The 15,327-nt window shown below is 75.5% G+C and carries 12 protein-coding genes; 9 read left to right on the plus strand and 3 right to left on the minus strand.

Annotated features, from left to right (window positions below; all coding sequences use genetic code 11):
• Positions 1-125 precede the first annotated feature (125 nt).
• The 6 genes from ABD160_RS32865 (at position 126) to ABD160_RS32890 (ending at position 8,318) form a co-directional block, all read left to right on the plus strand.
• Positions 126-1,640, plus strand: a complete 1,515-nt coding sequence (locus ABD160_RS32865; protein ID WP_344030529.1) for a class I adenylate-forming enzyme family protein — start codon at positions 126-128, stop codon at positions 1,638-1,640.
• Positions 1,633-4,044 (plus strand): xanthine dehydrogenase family protein molybdopterin-binding subunit, encoded by a 2,412-nt coding sequence (locus tag ABD160_RS32870; RefSeq protein ID WP_344030532.1) that lies wholly within the window; start codon positions 1,633-1,635, stop codon positions 4,042-4,044. Before ABD160_RS32865 ends, ABD160_RS32870 begins: the two co-directional genes overlap by 8 nt.
• 1 nt (position 4,045) lies before the next feature.
• On the plus strand, positions 4,046-4,828 hold the full coding sequence (locus tag ABD160_RS32875) for an enoyl-CoA hydratase/isomerase family protein (RefSeq protein WP_344030534.1): 783 nt from the start codon (positions 4,046-4,048) through the stop codon (positions 4,826-4,828).
• Complete coding sequence (locus ABD160_RS32880) at positions 4,828-5,700, plus strand: FAD binding domain-containing protein (RefSeq protein ID WP_344030536.1); 873 nt, start codon at positions 4,828-4,830, stop codon at positions 5,698-5,700. The genes ABD160_RS32875 and ABD160_RS32880 overlap by 1 nt, the downstream gene beginning before the upstream one ends.
• Positions 5,697-6,947: a xanthine dehydrogenase family Fe-S subunit gene (locus ABD160_RS32885; protein ID WP_344030539.1), complete on the plus strand. Its 1,251-nt coding sequence runs from the start codon at positions 5,697-5,699 to the stop codon at positions 6,945-6,947. Before ABD160_RS32880 ends, ABD160_RS32885 begins: the two co-directional genes overlap by 4 nt.
• Before the next feature lie 84 nt (positions 6,948-7,031).
• Positions 7,032-8,318, plus strand: coding sequence for a benzoate/H(+) symporter BenE family transporter (locus ABD160_RS32890; protein ID WP_344030543.1), 1,287 nt, complete (start codon positions 7,032-7,034; stop codon positions 8,316-8,318).
• A 49-nt stretch (positions 8,319-8,367) separates the two neighbouring features.
• On the opposite strand, the gene paaI is transcribed toward ABD160_RS32890, so the two are convergent.
• Positions 8,368-8,760, minus strand: a complete 393-nt coding sequence (paaI, locus tag ABD160_RS32895) for a hydroxyphenylacetyl-CoA thioesterase PaaI (RefSeq protein WP_425563704.1) — start codon at positions 8,758-8,760, stop codon at positions 8,368-8,370.
• Between the two features lie 126 nt (positions 8,761-8,886).
• Between paaI and ABD160_RS32900 the strand changes: the two genes are divergently transcribed.
• Together ABD160_RS32900 and ABD160_RS32905 are read left to right on the plus strand one after the other, a co-directional pair.
• Positions 8,887-9,543, plus strand: coding sequence for an NYN domain-containing protein (locus ABD160_RS32900; RefSeq protein WP_344030549.1), 657 nt, complete (start codon positions 8,887-8,889; stop codon positions 9,541-9,543).
• Between the two features lie 2 nt (positions 9,544-9,545).
• On the plus strand, positions 9,546-10,877 hold the full coding sequence (locus ABD160_RS32905; RefSeq protein ID WP_344030552.1) for an amidohydrolase family protein: 1,332 nt from the start codon (positions 9,546-9,548) through the stop codon (positions 10,875-10,877).
• A 4-nt stretch (positions 10,878-10,881) separates the two neighbouring features.
• Here ABD160_RS32905 and ABD160_RS32910 read toward each other — a convergent pair whose 3' ends face one another.
• Both ABD160_RS32910 and ABD160_RS32915 read right to left on the minus strand, forming a co-directional pair.
• Positions 10,882-12,117, minus strand: coding sequence for a D-arabinono-1,4-lactone oxidase (locus tag ABD160_RS32910; protein WP_344030555.1), 1,236 nt, complete (start codon positions 12,115-12,117; stop codon positions 10,882-10,884).
• 513 nt (positions 12,118-12,630) lie between these two features.
• Complete coding sequence (locus ABD160_RS32915) at positions 12,631-13,119, minus strand: hypothetical protein (protein ID WP_344030558.1); 489 nt, start codon at positions 13,117-13,119, stop codon at positions 12,631-12,633.
• Positions 13,120-13,859: 740 nt separating this feature from the next.
• Between ABD160_RS32915 and ABD160_RS32920 the strand changes: the two genes are divergently transcribed.
• Positions 13,860-15,302, plus strand: coding sequence for an AI-2E family transporter (locus ABD160_RS32920; RefSeq protein ID WP_344030561.1), 1,443 nt, complete (start codon positions 13,860-13,862; stop codon positions 15,300-15,302).
• Positions 15,303-15,327: the final 25 nt, after the last annotated feature.

The raw sequence follows: 15,327 nt of genomic DNA on the forward strand, positions 1-15,327 counted from the left end.
GTCCACCGGCAGGGACCCGACTGTAGCCGGGTGCTCCCGGCGCTCCTCGTCCGCCGAGAACGACCCTTGCCAGCGCGATAGTCCGAATCGTATGGTCTGAAACAGATGGACGACGAGGAGGTCGCATGGACCTGGTGACGACGCTGCGCTGGGCTGCCGAGCGCAACCCGGAGCGGACGGCGGTCGCCGGCGCGGGGCGCCGGCTGACCTACCGCGAATGGGACGCCCGCACCGACCGGCTGGCCGCGGCCCTGAGCGCGAACGGGGTGGGCCGGGGTGACCGGGTGGCGCTGCTGATGCACGGCGGCGAGCAGCTGGCGAGCCTGCACCTCGCCGCCCAGAAGCTCGGCGCGGTCTCGGTGCCGCTCTCCACCCGGTTCGGGGTCCCGGAGCTGACCTACTGCCTCGACGACGCCGACGCGCGGCTCGCGATCGCCGACTCCGCGCACGCCGACCGGGTCGCCGAGGCCGGGATCACCGACCGGTTGCGCACCGTCGCCGAGATCGACGCCACGGCGCAGCGGCAGGACGCGCCGGTCGCCGCGGTGACGCCGCAGGCCACCGACCTGAGCGTGATGCTCTACACCTCCGGGACCACCGGGAAGCCGAAGGGCGTGCCGCGCACGCACGGCGCCGAGCACTCCGCCGCCGTCGCCCACGTGATGCAGACCCGGCAGCGGCAGGGGGTGGCCACCCTCGGCGTGATGCCGCTGTTCCACACGATGGGTCTGCGCACCCTGCTGGGATCGATCGTCGTCGGCGGCACCTGGGTCGGCCAGCCCGCCTTCGACGCCGAGGAGTCGATGCATCTGATCCTCGACGAGCGGATCGGCTCGCTCTACCTGGTTCCGACGATCTACTGGTCGCTGCTGCGCACCGGCCGGCTCGGCGGGGCCGGCGCGCTGGACAACCTCGCCTACGCCGGGGCGGCGATGACCCCGTCGCTGGCCGAGCAGCTCGTCGAGGAGCTCGCACCGGTCTCGTTCGTCAACCACTTCGGCTCGACCGAGATCTACACCTTCACCATCGGCCCGGACGTCGCCGCCAAGCCCGGCTGCGCGGGCCGGGCCGGGCTGTTCTCCCGGGTCCGGCTGATCGCACCGGACGCGGACGCCCCGGTCGACGAGCAGGTGAAGCCCGGCGAGCAGGGACAGGTCATCGTCTCGATGGAGTCGGTGGAGGCGTTCGGCGGCTACTGGCAGCGGCCCGACGCGAACGCCAGGGCGATCCGGGAGGGCTGGTACCACACCGGCGACCTGGCCGTCGCCGACGACGACGGCGACCTCTGGGTCTCCGGCCGCACCGACGACATGATCAACTCCGGCGGCGAGAACGTCTACCCGGACGAGATCGAGTCCGTGCTGGCCCGGTGCCCCGAGATCGACGACGTGTGCGTGGTCGGGCTGCCCGACGAGCGCTGGGGGCACGCCGTCAGCGCGTTCGTCGTCCCGGCCCGCGGGGCCGACCCGATGGTCGCCGCCGAACGGGCGATGGCGTTCGCGCGGGAGCACCTGCCGTCGCTGAAGCGCCCGAAGCGGGTCATCGCCGTCGACGAGGTGCCGCGGTCCGGGGTCGGCAAGACCCTGCGCCGCACCCTGGTCGCGGGGGACTACCGGGCCAGGGGTGAGTTCCGTGCCTGAGCACCCGGAGCACTGGACCCCGAGCCGGGACGAGGACGCCGCGCTGGTCACCGGCCGCGGCGCGTTCCTGGACGATCTCGATCCGCTCCCCGGCACGCTGGTCGCCGCCGTCGTGCGGTCCAACCGGCCGCACGCGCGGCTGCGGTCGGTGGATCTCACCCGCGCCAGGGCACATCCCGGGGTGGCCGCGGTGATCGGGCCCGACGAGGTGCGTGCGGCGCTGCGGCCGTTCCCGCTCTCGACCGGTGTGCCGATGCCCTACCTGCCCACCGGCGTCGACAAGGTGCGCTTCGTCGGGGAGCCGATCGCCGTCGTCGTCGCCACCGACCGGTACGTCGCGGAGGACGCCGCGGAGCTGGTCACGGTCGACTACGAGGATCTCGGCGCGGTCACCGCCGCCCGCGCGGCGCTGGAGCCCGGCGCCCCGCTGCTGCACCCCGACGCCGGGACCAACGTCGCCACCGACCGCACCTTCTCCTTCGGGCCGGTCGAGGAACGGTTCGCCGACGCGGCCCACGTGGTGACCGGGACCTACGACTTCCCCCGCTACTCCTCGGTGCCGATGGAGTGCTACTCGGTGATCGCGCACTGGACCGAGCAGTCCGGCGGGCCGTCGGTCGAGGCGTGGGCGAACTTCCACGGGCCGTTCTCGATGGTGCCGGTGATGGCCGGCGCGCTCGGCCTGCCCACCTCGCAGGTGCGGCTGCACGTGCCCGCCGACATCGGCGGCAGCTTCGGGATCAAGGCGGGCATCTATCCCTACGTGGTGCTGATGGCGCTGGCCTCGAAGCACGCCGGCACCCCGGTGCGCTGGTCCGAGGACCGGGTCGAGCACCTGATGGCCAGCTCCACCGGGGCCGACCGGGCGATGACGTTCTCCGCCGCGGTGACCGCCGACGGCACGATCACCGCCCTGCGCACCGACCTGATCGACAACGTGGGCGCCTACCTGCGCCCGCCGGAGCCCTCCACGCTCTACCGCTGCTACGGCAACATCACCGGCCCGTACACGATCGACGCGGTGCAGATCCGGGCCCGCGCGGTCGTCACCAACACCATGCCGACCGGGCTGAACCGCGGGTTCGGCGGCCAGCAGCTCTACTTCGGCCTCGAACGGCTGCTGGACGAGATCGCCGACGCGACCGGGCTCGACGTCGTCGAGGTGCGGCGCCGGAACCTGGTGACCGCGTTCCCGCACGAGACGGCCACCGGCGGCGTCTACGACTCCGGCGACTACGCCGCCGCGCTGGAGCTGGCGGTGAAGAACGCCGACCTGCCCGAGCTGGAGAAGCGCCGCGACGAGGCGCGGGCCCGCGGCGGCTGCTACGGGATCGGTACCGCGCTGGTCGTCGACCCGTCCGGCACCAACATCGGCTACGTCGGTCTCGCCACCCCGGCCGAGCAGCGCAGGCCGGGCCGCGGGAAGTCCGGCTCCACCGAGCACGTCCGGATGTCGGTGGACCTCCAGGGGACCGTGACCGTGCTGCTCGGCTCGGTCCCGCAGGGGCAGGGGCACGCCACGGTGGCCCGCCGGATCGCCGCGCAACGGCTCGGGCTGCCGCCCGACCGGGTCCGCGCGGTGATCGACATGGACACCGCGACGACGCCCTGGACGGTCACCTCCGGCTCCTACTCCTCGCGCTTCGCGCCGCTGGTGACCAGCGCCGTCGTCGCGGCCGCCGACACGATCGCGACGACGGTGAAGGCCGCCGCCTCGACCCTGCTCGACGGCGCCGACCCGGCCGAGCTGTCGCTGGTCGACGGGCACGTGGTGCACCCCGACGGCCGCGGCGTCACGTTCCGGCACGCGGCAGGCGTCGTGCACTGGGATCCGGCCGCGCTGCCCGAGGGCGTGCCCGCGCGGCTCTACGCCGAGGCCGAGTTCTCGCCGCGCGAGACCCGGGCCGCCACCGCCGACGACCGGATCAACTCCTCGCTCTGCTACGGCTTCGTCGCCGAGATCGTCGCCGTCTCCATCGACCCGGACACCCTGGAGATCACCGTCGACCGGGTCTCCTCGGTGCACGACGCCGGCACCGTGCTCGACCAGACCCTGCTCGACGGGCAGGTCCACGGCGCACTGGTGCACGGCCTCGGCGGCGCGGGCTACGAGGAGTTCACGCACGCCCCGTCCGGCCAGCCCACGTCGGCGACGTTCCTCGACTACCTGTGCCCGACCAGCGCCGAGGCCGGGTTCGAGCTGCGCACCGACCACGTGGTGACGCCGTCACCGCTGACCCCGCTCGGAGCCAAGGGCTGCGGCGAGGGGTCGTCCATGAGTTTCCCGGTCGCCTACGCCAACGCCGTCGCCGACGCGCTGGCCCCGCACGGGATCACCGTCACCTCGCTGCCCCTGCACGGCGAGGTCCTGCACCGGAAGTTCACCGAGAAGGAGCGTTCCTGACATGGCACTCACCGGCGGCGACGTCGTCCTCGAACGCGGGCACGACGGCCGCGTCGCGTACCTGACCCTGTCCCACGGCACGTACACCGTCGTCACGATGGAGATGCGCCGGCTGGTCGCCGAGCGCTTCGCCGAGATCGACCGGGACCCGCAGATCAAGGTCGTGGTGGTCCGCTCGGACGGGCAGCACTTCACCTCCGGCGGCGACATCGCCGGGTTCATGGAGGTCGACCCGATCGACCTCACCGACCTCGGGCACGACGTCACCGCCCCGGCCCGTAGCGCCAAGCCGGTGATCGCGGCGATCGACGGCTACTGCTTCGGCGTCGGGCTGGAGATGGCGCTGGCCTGCGACATCCGGCTCGGCACCGGCCGCACCCAGCTCGCGCTGCCCGAGATGAACCTCGGCATGATCCCCGGCTCCGGCGGCACCCAGCGACTGGCCCGGCTGATCGGGCTGTCCCGGGCGAAGTTCCACATCATGACCGCCACCCGGATCCAGGCCCGGCAGGCGCTGGACTGGGGGATCCTCTCCGCCGAGCTGTACGACGACCGGGACGCCCTGCACGCCGCAGCCGACGAGCTCGCGCTGAGGATGGCCGGCTTCTCCCCGGCCGCGCTGCGCACCGCCAAGGAGGTCCTCGACCGCGGTGTCGACGGCCCGCTGTACACCGGCATCGAGCTGGAGCGGAAGGCCTACTCGATGCTGCGCGCCACCGACGACTTCGCCGAGGGCGTGAAGGCGTTCGGCGAGAAGCGCGCGGCGGAGTTCACGGGTCGCTGATGAAGGCCGCACCGTTCGCCTACGTCCGCCCCGGTTCGCTCGACGACGTGCTCGGCGAGCTCGCCGGCGGGGACGGCAAGGTGCTCGCCGGTGGGCAGTCGCTGGTCCCGGTACTGGCCATGCGGCTGGGCCGGCCGGGCACCCTCGTCGACATCACCGCCGTCCCCGAGCTCGGCGAGCTCGGCGTCCGCGACGGCGGCCTGCGCGTCGGCGCGGCGGTGCGCCAGCGCGCGGTCGAGCACGACCCGGCCGCCCGCGCCGTCCCGCTGATCGGGATGGCGATGCCGTTCGTCGGTCATCGCGAGCTGCGCAGCCGGGGCACCGTCTGCGGCAGCCTCGCGCACGCCGACCCGGCCGCCGAGCTGCCCGCCGTCGCCTGCTGCCTGGACGCGCGGATCGAGCTGATCGGCCCGGCCGGTCGGCGGACGATCCCGGCGGCCGAGTTCGTCACCGGGGCGATGAGCACCGCCGCCGGCCCGGAGGACCTCCTGTTGTCGGTGACCTTCCCGGCCGCGGCGGCCGGCGAGGGCCACGGGTTCGCCGAGATCGCCCGCCGGCACGGCGACTTCGCGCTCGCCGGGGTCGTCACCCGGGTCCGGGTCGATCGCGACGGCGCCGTCACCGGGGCCCGGCTGACCGGCTTCGGGATCTCCGACCGGGCCGTCACCCGCGAGGTCACGCCGCTGCTGCGCGAGGCGGAGGACGAGCACGGCCTCCGCCCGGCCACCGCGGCGCTCGCCGAGGAGGTCGTCGACACCGGCGGGGACACCCACGGCTCCACCGGGTACCGGCGGCGGCTGTTCGGCGTGCTCGCCGCACGAGAGCTGTCCCGGGCGCTGCGCCGCGCCCGGGACCGGAGGGAGACCGCATGACCGCCCTGTCCGATCCCCCGGCCTCGCGGGCCCGGCCCGCGCCCCGGGAACGGGTCGCCGCCGACGAGACCGTCCGGATCGCGATGACCGTCAACGGCACCGGGGCCACCGTCGACGTGCCGCCCCGGGCGCATCTCGCCGACGCGCTGCGCGAGCAGCTCGGCCTGACCGGCACCCACCTGGGCTGCGAGCACGGCGTGTGCGGGATGTGCACGATCATGGTCGACGGGCAGGCGGCCCGGGCCTGCCTGCTGTTCGCCGTCCAGTGCGAGGGCGCCGAGATCGTCACCGTCGAGGGGCTCGGCACCCCCGAGGACCAGCATCCGCTGCAGCGGGCGTTCTCCGCCCATCACGGGTTGCAGTGCGGCTTCTGCACCCCCGGCATGCTGATGAGCAGCTACGACCTGCTCCGGTCCGATCCGGGCGTCACCGCAGAGGAGCTGCCCGAGCAGATGTCCGGCGTGCTGTGCCGGTGCACCGGGTACCGCGGGATCCTCGCCGCCGTCGACGACGTCGCACGCACCTACCCGGACGGCGTCCCCGGCCCGCTGGCCTGCGGCCACCGCACCCTGGTCGGCCGTGGCACCGGAGCGGGATCCGGGGCCGGGGCCCCGGCCGAGGACGTCCCGGCGGCCGCGGCACCCGAGCGCGTCGAGCTGCCCTCCGGGCCGCCGTCGGCGGTGGTCGAGGTGACCAGCACGCTGCGGTCGCCGACCGACCGGGTCTGGGCGGTGCTGGACGACTTCGACCTGCTGGCCCGCTGCCTGCCCGGCGCCCGGCTGACCGAGGTGCTCGACGGCGACCGGTACCGCGGCCGCGCCACCGTCGCGCTCGGCCCGGTGAGGCTCTCCTTCGACGGACTCGCCCAGGTCGTCGAACGCGACCCGGCGGCGCACCGGCTGCGCTTCCACGCCCAGGGCTCAGACGCCGGGGGCAGCGCCACCCGGGCCGACGTCGTGCTGGCGGCGGCGGCCGGCCCCGGCGGCGGGACCGTGCTGACCGCGCACGCCGACGTCCACCTCACCGGCCGGGTCGCCCAGTTCGGCCGGGCACTCGCCGGGGACGTCTCGCGGCGGATGTTCGAGCAGTTCGCGGCGAGCGTCGACGAGGCCGCGCAGACCGGCTCGGTGACGGCGCCGGGCCGCCGGGCGCAGCTGCGGCTGCTCGTCGGCACCGCCCGGGACGCCGCCGGGGCGCTCGTCCGGCGCGGGCTCGGCCGGCTCCGGGGCCTGCGCCGCCGGTCCTGACCGCACCGCCGGACACCCCCGTACCCACTGCACCCACTGCATCCACTGTACCGATCCGGTGTGTGATCGCAAGGAGGCGACACGATGACCGCATCCACCGACGGGCCCGGCGAGGGCGCCGTGCTGGACGGGCCGGTCCGTTCCCGGGGGCTCGAGCCCGGCCCCGGCATCCGGTCCGGCCTGCGCGGCCTGCCGTCGCGGCTCACTCCGGCGACGATCGGCGCCGGGGTGGTCGCCGCGGTCTTCGGGTGCACCGGGCCCGCCCTGATCGTGATCGACGGAGCCGCCGCCGCCGGCGTCCCGGGCGTGATCATCTCGTCCTGGATCTTCGGGATCTACGTGTTCGGCGGGCTGATCTCGCTGTTCCTGGCTCTGCGCTACCGGATGCCCGCGGTCGGCGCGTACTCCATCCCCGGCGCGGTGCTCGCGGTCGGGGCGCTCGGCTCCTACGAGTTCTCCGACCTGGTCGGGGCGTTCCTGGTCGCCGGGCTGCTCGTGCTGGCGCTCGGCCTCAGCGGGCTGATCGGCACGGTGGCCCGCCTGCTCCCGCTGCCCATCGTGATGGCGATGATCGCGGGGGCGCTGATCCGGTTCGGCACCGAGGTGGTGAACGCGGCCGCGGCGGCGCCGTGGATCGTCGGCTCGGCGATCGCCGGGTTCCTGGTGCTGTCCCGGTTCGTGCCGTCGGTCCCGGGGGCGCTCGGCGCACTCGGGGCCGGGCTGGTCGCGGCCATCGCGACCGGCGCCCTCTCCGGGGACGGCGCCGCCGTCGAGGGCTGGACCCTTCCGGTGCTGGTCGTCCCCACCTTCGACGTGGGCGCGCTGCTCGCCGTCGCGCTGCCGCTCGCCGTCCTGGTGATCGCGGCCGAGAACGCGCAGGCCTACGGCGTGCTGCTCAGCCAGGGCTACCGGCCGCCGGTGAACGCGATGACGGTGGCCAGCGGCGTCGGCGGCGCGCTGGCCCCGCTGTTCGGCGGGCACAACGCGAACGTGGCCGGGCCGATGACGGCGATCTGCGCCGGTCCGCAGGCGGGCCCCGACAAGGACGCCCGGTACGCGGCGAGCGTGGTCAACGGTGTCGTGTTCATCGCCTTCGGCGTGCTCGCCGGCCTGGCGGTGACCGCGGTGACGGCGCTGCCGGTCGAGCTGGTCTCGGCCGTCGCGGGCCTGGCGATGATCGGGGTGCTGGTCTCGTCGTTCCGCGGCGCGTTCGGCGAGGGCCGGTTCCGGGTGGGGGCGCTGACGGCGCTGGTCGTGGCCATGAGCGGGATCGCGCCGCTGGGGATCTCCAGCCCGTTCTGGGCGCTGGTGGCCGGCGTGCTCGCCTCGGCGGTCCTGGAGGGTCGCGACTTCCGGTCCGCACCGGCGTGAGCCCGGTCGCCGGTGCGGTCGCGGGCCGCGCCCGGGCGGGCCGGGCGGGTCAGGCCGGCGGCGGCGGGGCCAGGCCGGGGACCTGCCGGGTCCGCCCCCGGAACTCGGCGACAACCGCCCCGTCGGCGGTCCGGACCGTCACGTCGTAGAGCCCGGACCGGCCGGTCAGCGCGCGCTCCGCCGCCTCGGCGGTCAGCAGGTCGCCGGTCCGGGCCGGGCGCAGGAACGCGATGTCCGCGCCGGTCGCCAGCGCCGAGACGCCGTAGGCGTTGCACGCGTACGCCATCGCGGCGTCGGCGAGCAGGAACAGGTAGCCGCCGTGGCAGACGCCGTGGCCGTTGGCGTGGTCCTCGCCGACCGTCATGGTGGCGACGGCGCGGCCCGGCGCCACCTCCGTCACCTCGACGCCCGCGGCGCGGGCCGCCCGGTCCGCCGCCCGCATCGCGGCCGCGCTCTCCTCGGCGATCCGCTGACCGTCGGTGCCCGCACTGCCCGTCGTCGTCACCGGCACAGTCTCGCCCACCCGGCGCCCGCCGGCCGACGGCACGTCCCGACTAGGCTCGCCGGCATGAGCAGCGGGGCGGGGACCGTGACGGGCCAGCAGGGGCGTACCGGGCCGACCGGACCGCTGGAGCGGGTGCTGCTCGTCTGGGACGCCCCGAACATGGACATGAGCCTCGGCTCGCTGCTGGGCGCCCGGCCGACGTCGGCCTACCGGCCCCGGTTCGACGCCGTCGGCCGCTGGCTGCTCGATCTCGCCGGCCCCGAGGCCGAGGCCGAGGCGTGCGTGTTCACCAACGTCGCCGCGGGCAGCATCGAGATCGTCCGGCCCTGGGTCGAGGCGCTGCGCAACGTCGGCTTCGCGGTCTTCGCCAAGCCGAAGAGCAGCGAGGACTCCGACGTCGACGACGACATGCTCGCGCACATCGACCTGCGCGCGGCCGAGGGCAGGCTGCGGCACGTCGTCGTCGCGTCCGGCGACGGGCGGGCGTTCAAGGACCCGCTGGAGAAGCTCGTCGAGTCCGGCACCGACGTCTCGGTGATCGGGTTCCGGGAGTACGCCGGGTTCGCGCTGTCCTCCGAGGTGATCTCGTTCCTGGACCTGGAGGACATCGACGGCGTGTTCCGGGAGCCGCTGCCGCGGGTCTCGCTGGACACGCTGCCCGACGAGGGCGCCTGGCTGCCGCCGTTCCGGTCGCTGCGCTCGCTGCTCGAGCGGCGCTGACGATGGCGGTGCTGCAGCGGCTCACCGCCCCGGTGGCGCTGAGCTGCGCGCCGGGGTTCCCGGTCGTCCGCGACGCCGTGCTCGACGTCGACGACGCCGGCCGGATCGCCCACTTCGGCCCGGCGGCCGACGCCCCGGCGACCGACGCCGTCGTCCGGCCGCTGCCCGGGCTGATCATGCCCGGCCTGGTGAACACGCACTGCCACACCCCGATGTCGCTGCTGCGCGGGATGGGCGGCGATCTCCCGCTGATGCCGTGGCTGACCGACGTGATGTGGCCGGCCGAGGCGCTGCTGACCGAGTCCGACGTGCACGCCGGGATGCTCGCCGGCTGCCTGGACCTGCTGCGGACCGGCTGCACCACCAGCGTCGAGATGTACTTCTTCACCGACGCGCTGACCGACGCCGTCCGGACCGCCGGATCGCGCGCCGTGCTGACGCCGGGCATCATCGCCGCGCCCGGCTGGGACCGGCTGGGCACCTGGGAGCAGATGCGCGACGACGTGTCGGCCCGGATCGACGCGCACGGCCTGCACCCGGGCGGGGACGGCCGGATCGAGCTGGGCTACGGCCCGCACTCGGCGTACACCCTCCCGCCCGGCGCGCTGGCGTCGATCTCCGAGCACGCCCGCGAGCGGGGCGCGCTGGTGCACACGCACGTCGCCGAGTCCCGCGGCGAGGACGCCCACCTGCGCGACGAGCACGGCTCGGTCCCGGCGATGCTGGACGCGGGCGGCGCGCTGGGCGGCCGAATCCTGGCCGCGCACTCGGTGCACCTGTCCGACGACGACATCGCCACCTACGCCCGGCACGGGGTCGCGGTCGCGCACTGCCCCGGCTCCAACGCCAAGCTCGCGGCCGGGACGGCACGGTTGCTGGACCTGCGCCGGGCCGGCGTCCCGGTGGGGCTGGGGACCGACGGCCCGGCCTCCGGTGACGACCTGGACCTGTGGCACCAGGCGCGGCTCGCCGGGCTGCTCGCCCGGATCGGGGCCGACGACGCCGCGGCGATCACCGCCGCCGAGGTGCTGTTGATGGGCACCGCCGACGCCGCGGCCGCGATCGGGCGGGACGACCTGGGCGTGCTCGAGACCGGCCGGCGGGCCGACGTGGTGCACATCGACACCGACGACTCGGCGTTCGTCGCCCCGGAGGACGACGCCCAGCTGGTGTCGAACCTGGTGTGGGCCGGCGGCTCGCGGCTGGTGCGCGACGTGTGGGTCGGCGGCGAGCAGGTCGTCGCGGGCGGCGAGCCGACGATGGCCGACCGCCGGGAGTCGCTCGCCGCGGTGCGGGCCGTCTCGGCCCGGCTCCGGAAGGCGCTGGCGTCCTGAGGGGTCAGGGGCCGAGCACCGACGCCAGGTAGGGATCGGTGAACCGCCGCTCCGGGTCGAACCGGTCGCGGACCTCGCCGAACGCCGCCCAGCCCGGGTAGGCGACGGCCAGCTCGTCCGGCCCCCACTCGTGCCGGGTCGTCCAGCAGGGGCGCCCGCCCGCGTCCTCCAGGACGGCACCGGCCAGTCGGCGCACCGGCTCCTCCGCCGCGCCGCGGGTCCGGATCCGCAGGTAGGCGGTGTCCCGGCCGGACGCCGGGTGCAGGTGGCCGGTCTCGGCGGGCCCCAGCCGCACCCGGACCGGGCGCAGATCGTGCCCCCGGGTGGCGACCGCGGCGCCCAGCTCGCGGAGCACGGTGCCGAGCGCGGCGCGCGGCACCGCCCACTCGGCGAGATCGGGGTCCCACGGCTGCGGATCGGGCAGCACCTCGTGCGGCGGGCCTGCGGTCCCGGGTGCCCAGCGGTGCGGCGGCGGCCACGACGACCGCGCGGACCACCACGACGACGCCAGCCGGGACACCGCCCGGCCCCAGGTCCCGGCGTATCCGCCGCGGCCCTCGGCGACCTCGGCGGGCAGGTCGTCGGTGTCCTCGGGCTCGGCCCACCGGACGATCGCCTGGCCGGTGTGCACCGCCACGTCGCACTCGGTCCAGGCGTGCCCGGTCAGCACGCCGTCGGTGAGCAGCTCGCTGGTCCGGGTCGGCTCCTCGTGCACCCGCAGCCTGCGCAGCGGCACCGTGCGCAGCTGCACGGCGGTGAGCACGCCGAGCGCGCCGAGGCCACAGCGGGCGGCGTCCAGGTCCGATCCGGTCACCTCGCGGACCCGGCCCAGCCCGTCCACCAGCCGCACCGCCAGCACCTGGTCGGACAGCGACCCGACGGCCGGTTCGCCGCCGTACATCCCGAGCCCGGTGGCACCGGCGATGGTGGCCCGCGGCGCGTCCGGCACGGTCGCGAGCGCGCGCCCGGACGCGGCCAGCGTGGTGCACAGGGCGGCGATCGTCTCCCCGGCGCGGACCCGCACGGTGTCCTCGGCGACCTCGACGACCCCGGTCAGCGCGGACGCGTCGAGCAGCACGTCGTCGGTCCGGACCAGCGGTCCCGGCGCCCGCGCCCCCGCCCCGGTCGGGCGCACCCGGGTGCCCCGCTCGGCGGCGCGCCGCACCGCCGTCACCACCCCGGCCTCGTCCAGCGGGCGGTCGGTGCGACGGGGTCCGGTCGCCGCGGCATCGGTGCTCATCGACTGCAGGGTAGAGCGCCCGGGCGTCACCGTGCGGAAGGATCCGGGTACGACGCGGCGACGTCACCCCGCACGACTGCGTCGAACGTGGTGACTCAGGTGACGGTGGTGACTGCAGTGTTCGGTGATGCTGCAGAACGGACTATGACAGACCCCTTGTGACCCGGACGGCCGCCCGTTACGGTCACACTCCGTGGCGATCATGTCGCCGCGTGAGGCAGGGCCGACGCCGTCCCCGCCTCGTCGAGCCCGCGCCTCCGGAATCGCGCTCCCCACGGTTCCGGGCCGGCTCGATCGCGTCCGGCACCGCCCGACCGTGCCGGCACGGGCACGCGCGAGGGCCGGGACGCCCGGTCGGCTCCCTCCGACCCGGCGTTCCGGCCCTCGCCTTGCGTGCTGACGACCCTGCTCCCCAGCCGGTCGTCACCCACCCCGCGGCCCAAGGTCTCCGCGGGACGTCTTCTCACCTCCCGGGACGTCCCGGGGGCGCGCTGGTTGCCTGCGCCGTGACGATCAGGCCGAACGGGTCAGCCGGTGCCGCCCGGCGCCGCCGAGCAGGTCGGCGACCGCCGCCCGGTCCGCGGCCCGCGCGGCGTCCCGGCGGCGCCGCAGCATCGCCAGCGCGGCGTCGCCCGGGTCGTTCCAGGTGCCCCGGCCGACCGGCTCGGACTGCTGCGGGACCGGCGAGGCGAGCGGATCGGTGTGGAACGCGGCGACCGCGTCGGCGGTCTGCCGGGCGTCGGCGGCCGGGGCGCGGCGGGTGGTCCGGACGGTGCCGCGGTGCACCCGCCGCACGGCGTTGCCCGCGGAGCCGGAGCGCTGCCGGTCCCGCCACCCGCCGACGGTGAGCGAATGGAAGATCGGGGTCTCGTCCGCGATCTCGTTGTGCGACTCGTGCCGGCCCGGGAACGGCCATCCGTCCCGGGTGGCCCGCCGACGCCGGATCGACGACTCGAGACCGCCGGAACCGTGACCGCTGGATCCATTCTCGAACTCGTACACCCGCCGTACCTCCTGCTCGCTGACGTCGGTTGTGTGCCGCAACTGGTTCGCCCGAAGTCCGTACCCGTCGTACCGCCGTTCGGCCCACTCACTCCGTCAACGGGTGACACCCGAGCGGGGAAACGGCGGTTACAGCGACACCGGCAAGTGCGCTCGTACGGGTGGCGCAGCCCGGCCGTCCCCCTGCGTCGCGTGTACGGAGAGTGTTCGTCCGGCGCTCTTGTGGAGCAGCGAGTAATCGTCCACCCGTCCCGAACCCGGGGTGGAGGTGTCGCTCCGGCTGCTCCCACCGGCTTCGGGCCACGTCCGGGCGGTGATCGGGCGATGGGTGACCGGTCCGCCACCTGACGGTGTCACCGCCGGACCTCGGGGTGTCCACTACACGGGTGTAGTTCGACGCTGCGTGACCTCCGGTGGTCCGCACTGCTCCGACCGCGCGGTGGCTGGGCCGTCCGAGGGGTGCGAGAGGTTCCCCGGATCGCGTGCCGGGCGGACGTCGCCGGACGGCCGGTCGCCGGCGCGTCCCGGTCCGCGGGCCCGGATCGCCGGCACCGTCGTGCCGGTCGTCGGCACCGCCCTGCCGGACCGCCGGCACCGTCCCGGGGCGACGGGCCGGCCCCGGCCGGATACCGCCGGGTGGACCGCCCCGGCCGGGCCGGCGCTGGGCCGTCCGAGCGGACCTGGGTGCGGGCGCCGCGCGCGGCGGGCCGGCGGCCGGACCGGGGTCTAGCGTCGGGGTGATGGCGGACGGTGCGGGACCAGGCGACGGCCGGCCGGACCCCGGGACGGCCACCGACCCGTACACGACGCGCCCGGACACCGCACGGCCGGACACGGCGCAGCCGGACACCACGCACCCGGACACCGCGCCCCCGGACACCGCGCAGCCGGACACCGCGCCCCCGGAGACCGGCACCGGGCACGATCCCGGGTCCCCCGCGGCCGCGCTCGCCGAGGGAGCCGGACCGCCCCTCGCCGAGCCCCGGGGCGGCGCGGCCTCCGATCCGGAGGCCGCCCTGTCCTGGTCCGACACCCCGCAGCAGGCACCCGGGGCCCGGCGATCGCGCCGCCCGGCGGGCCGCTCGGACGTCCCGGCACCGCTGCGGGTGGCCTCCGAGATCTGCGCCCGGATGCTGGTCATCGCGGCCGGACTGGCACTGATGATCTTCCTGGTGATCCAGCTGCGGGTGGTCGTCATCCCGGTCGCGATCGCCGTGCTGCTGGCCGCGCTGCTCGCCCCCCTGGTCCAGTGGCTGCACGACCGGCGGGTCCCGCGCGGGGTCGCCACCGGGCTGGTGATGGTCACCGGGCTGGCCGCGCTCGGCGGGCTGCTGACCCTCGTCGTCAACACCCTGGTCGACGGCACCGCCGACCTGATCGGGCAGCTCACGATCAGCGTGGCGTCGCTGCAGGGCCTGGTGGACGCCACCCCGTTCCAGGTCGACGTCGAGCAGCTCGGGAACCAGCTGCTGGAGACCCTGCAGGACAACCAGCAGACCCTCACCTCGGGTGCGGTGAGCACCGCGACGACGGTCGGCGAGGTGCTGGCCGGTTTCGCGCTGTGCCTGTTCGCACTGATCTTCATGCTCTACGACGGCCGCCGGATGTGGGGCTTCCTGCGGCTGCTCGCACCGGTCGGCCGGCGCGAGCGGGTGGACGTCGCCGGGCGGCGCGCGTTCGCCTCGCTGGTCGGCTACGTGCGGGCGACGGTGCTGGTCGCGATCGTGGACGCGACCGGGATCGGCCTCGGGCTGTGGATCACCGGCGTACCGCTGGCGCTGCCGCTGACGGCGCTGGTGTTCGTCGGCGCCTTCATCCCGATCGTCGGCGCCGTGGTGACCGGGGCGATCGCCGTGCTGATCGCGCTGGTCGCGAACGGCCTCGGGACCGCGCTGATCGTGCTCGGCGTCGTGCTGGCCGTGCAGCAGCTGGAGAGCCACGTGCTCCAGCCGGTGCTCCTCGGACGCGCCGTGCGGCTGCACCCGCTGGCCGTCGCGCTGGCCGTCGCCGCCGGCGTGGTGATCGCCGGCATCGTCGGCGCGCTGCTCGCGGTCCCGCTGCTGGCGGTGCTCACCGCCGCCGTGCGCTCGCTCGTCGCACCCCGGGAGGTCGCACCCGAGGCCGTCGATCCGCTGCGGCCGCGCGACGGGAACCCGCCCGCCGAGCTCACCGGGAGATCGTGAACCCTGCCGGGCGGGCGAACCGGTG

Source organism: Pseudonocardia kongjuensis, assembly GCF_039526905.1.
Classification (GTDB): domain Bacteria; phylum Actinomycetota; class Actinomycetes; order Mycobacteriales; family Pseudonocardiaceae; genus Pseudonocardia; species Pseudonocardia kongjuensis.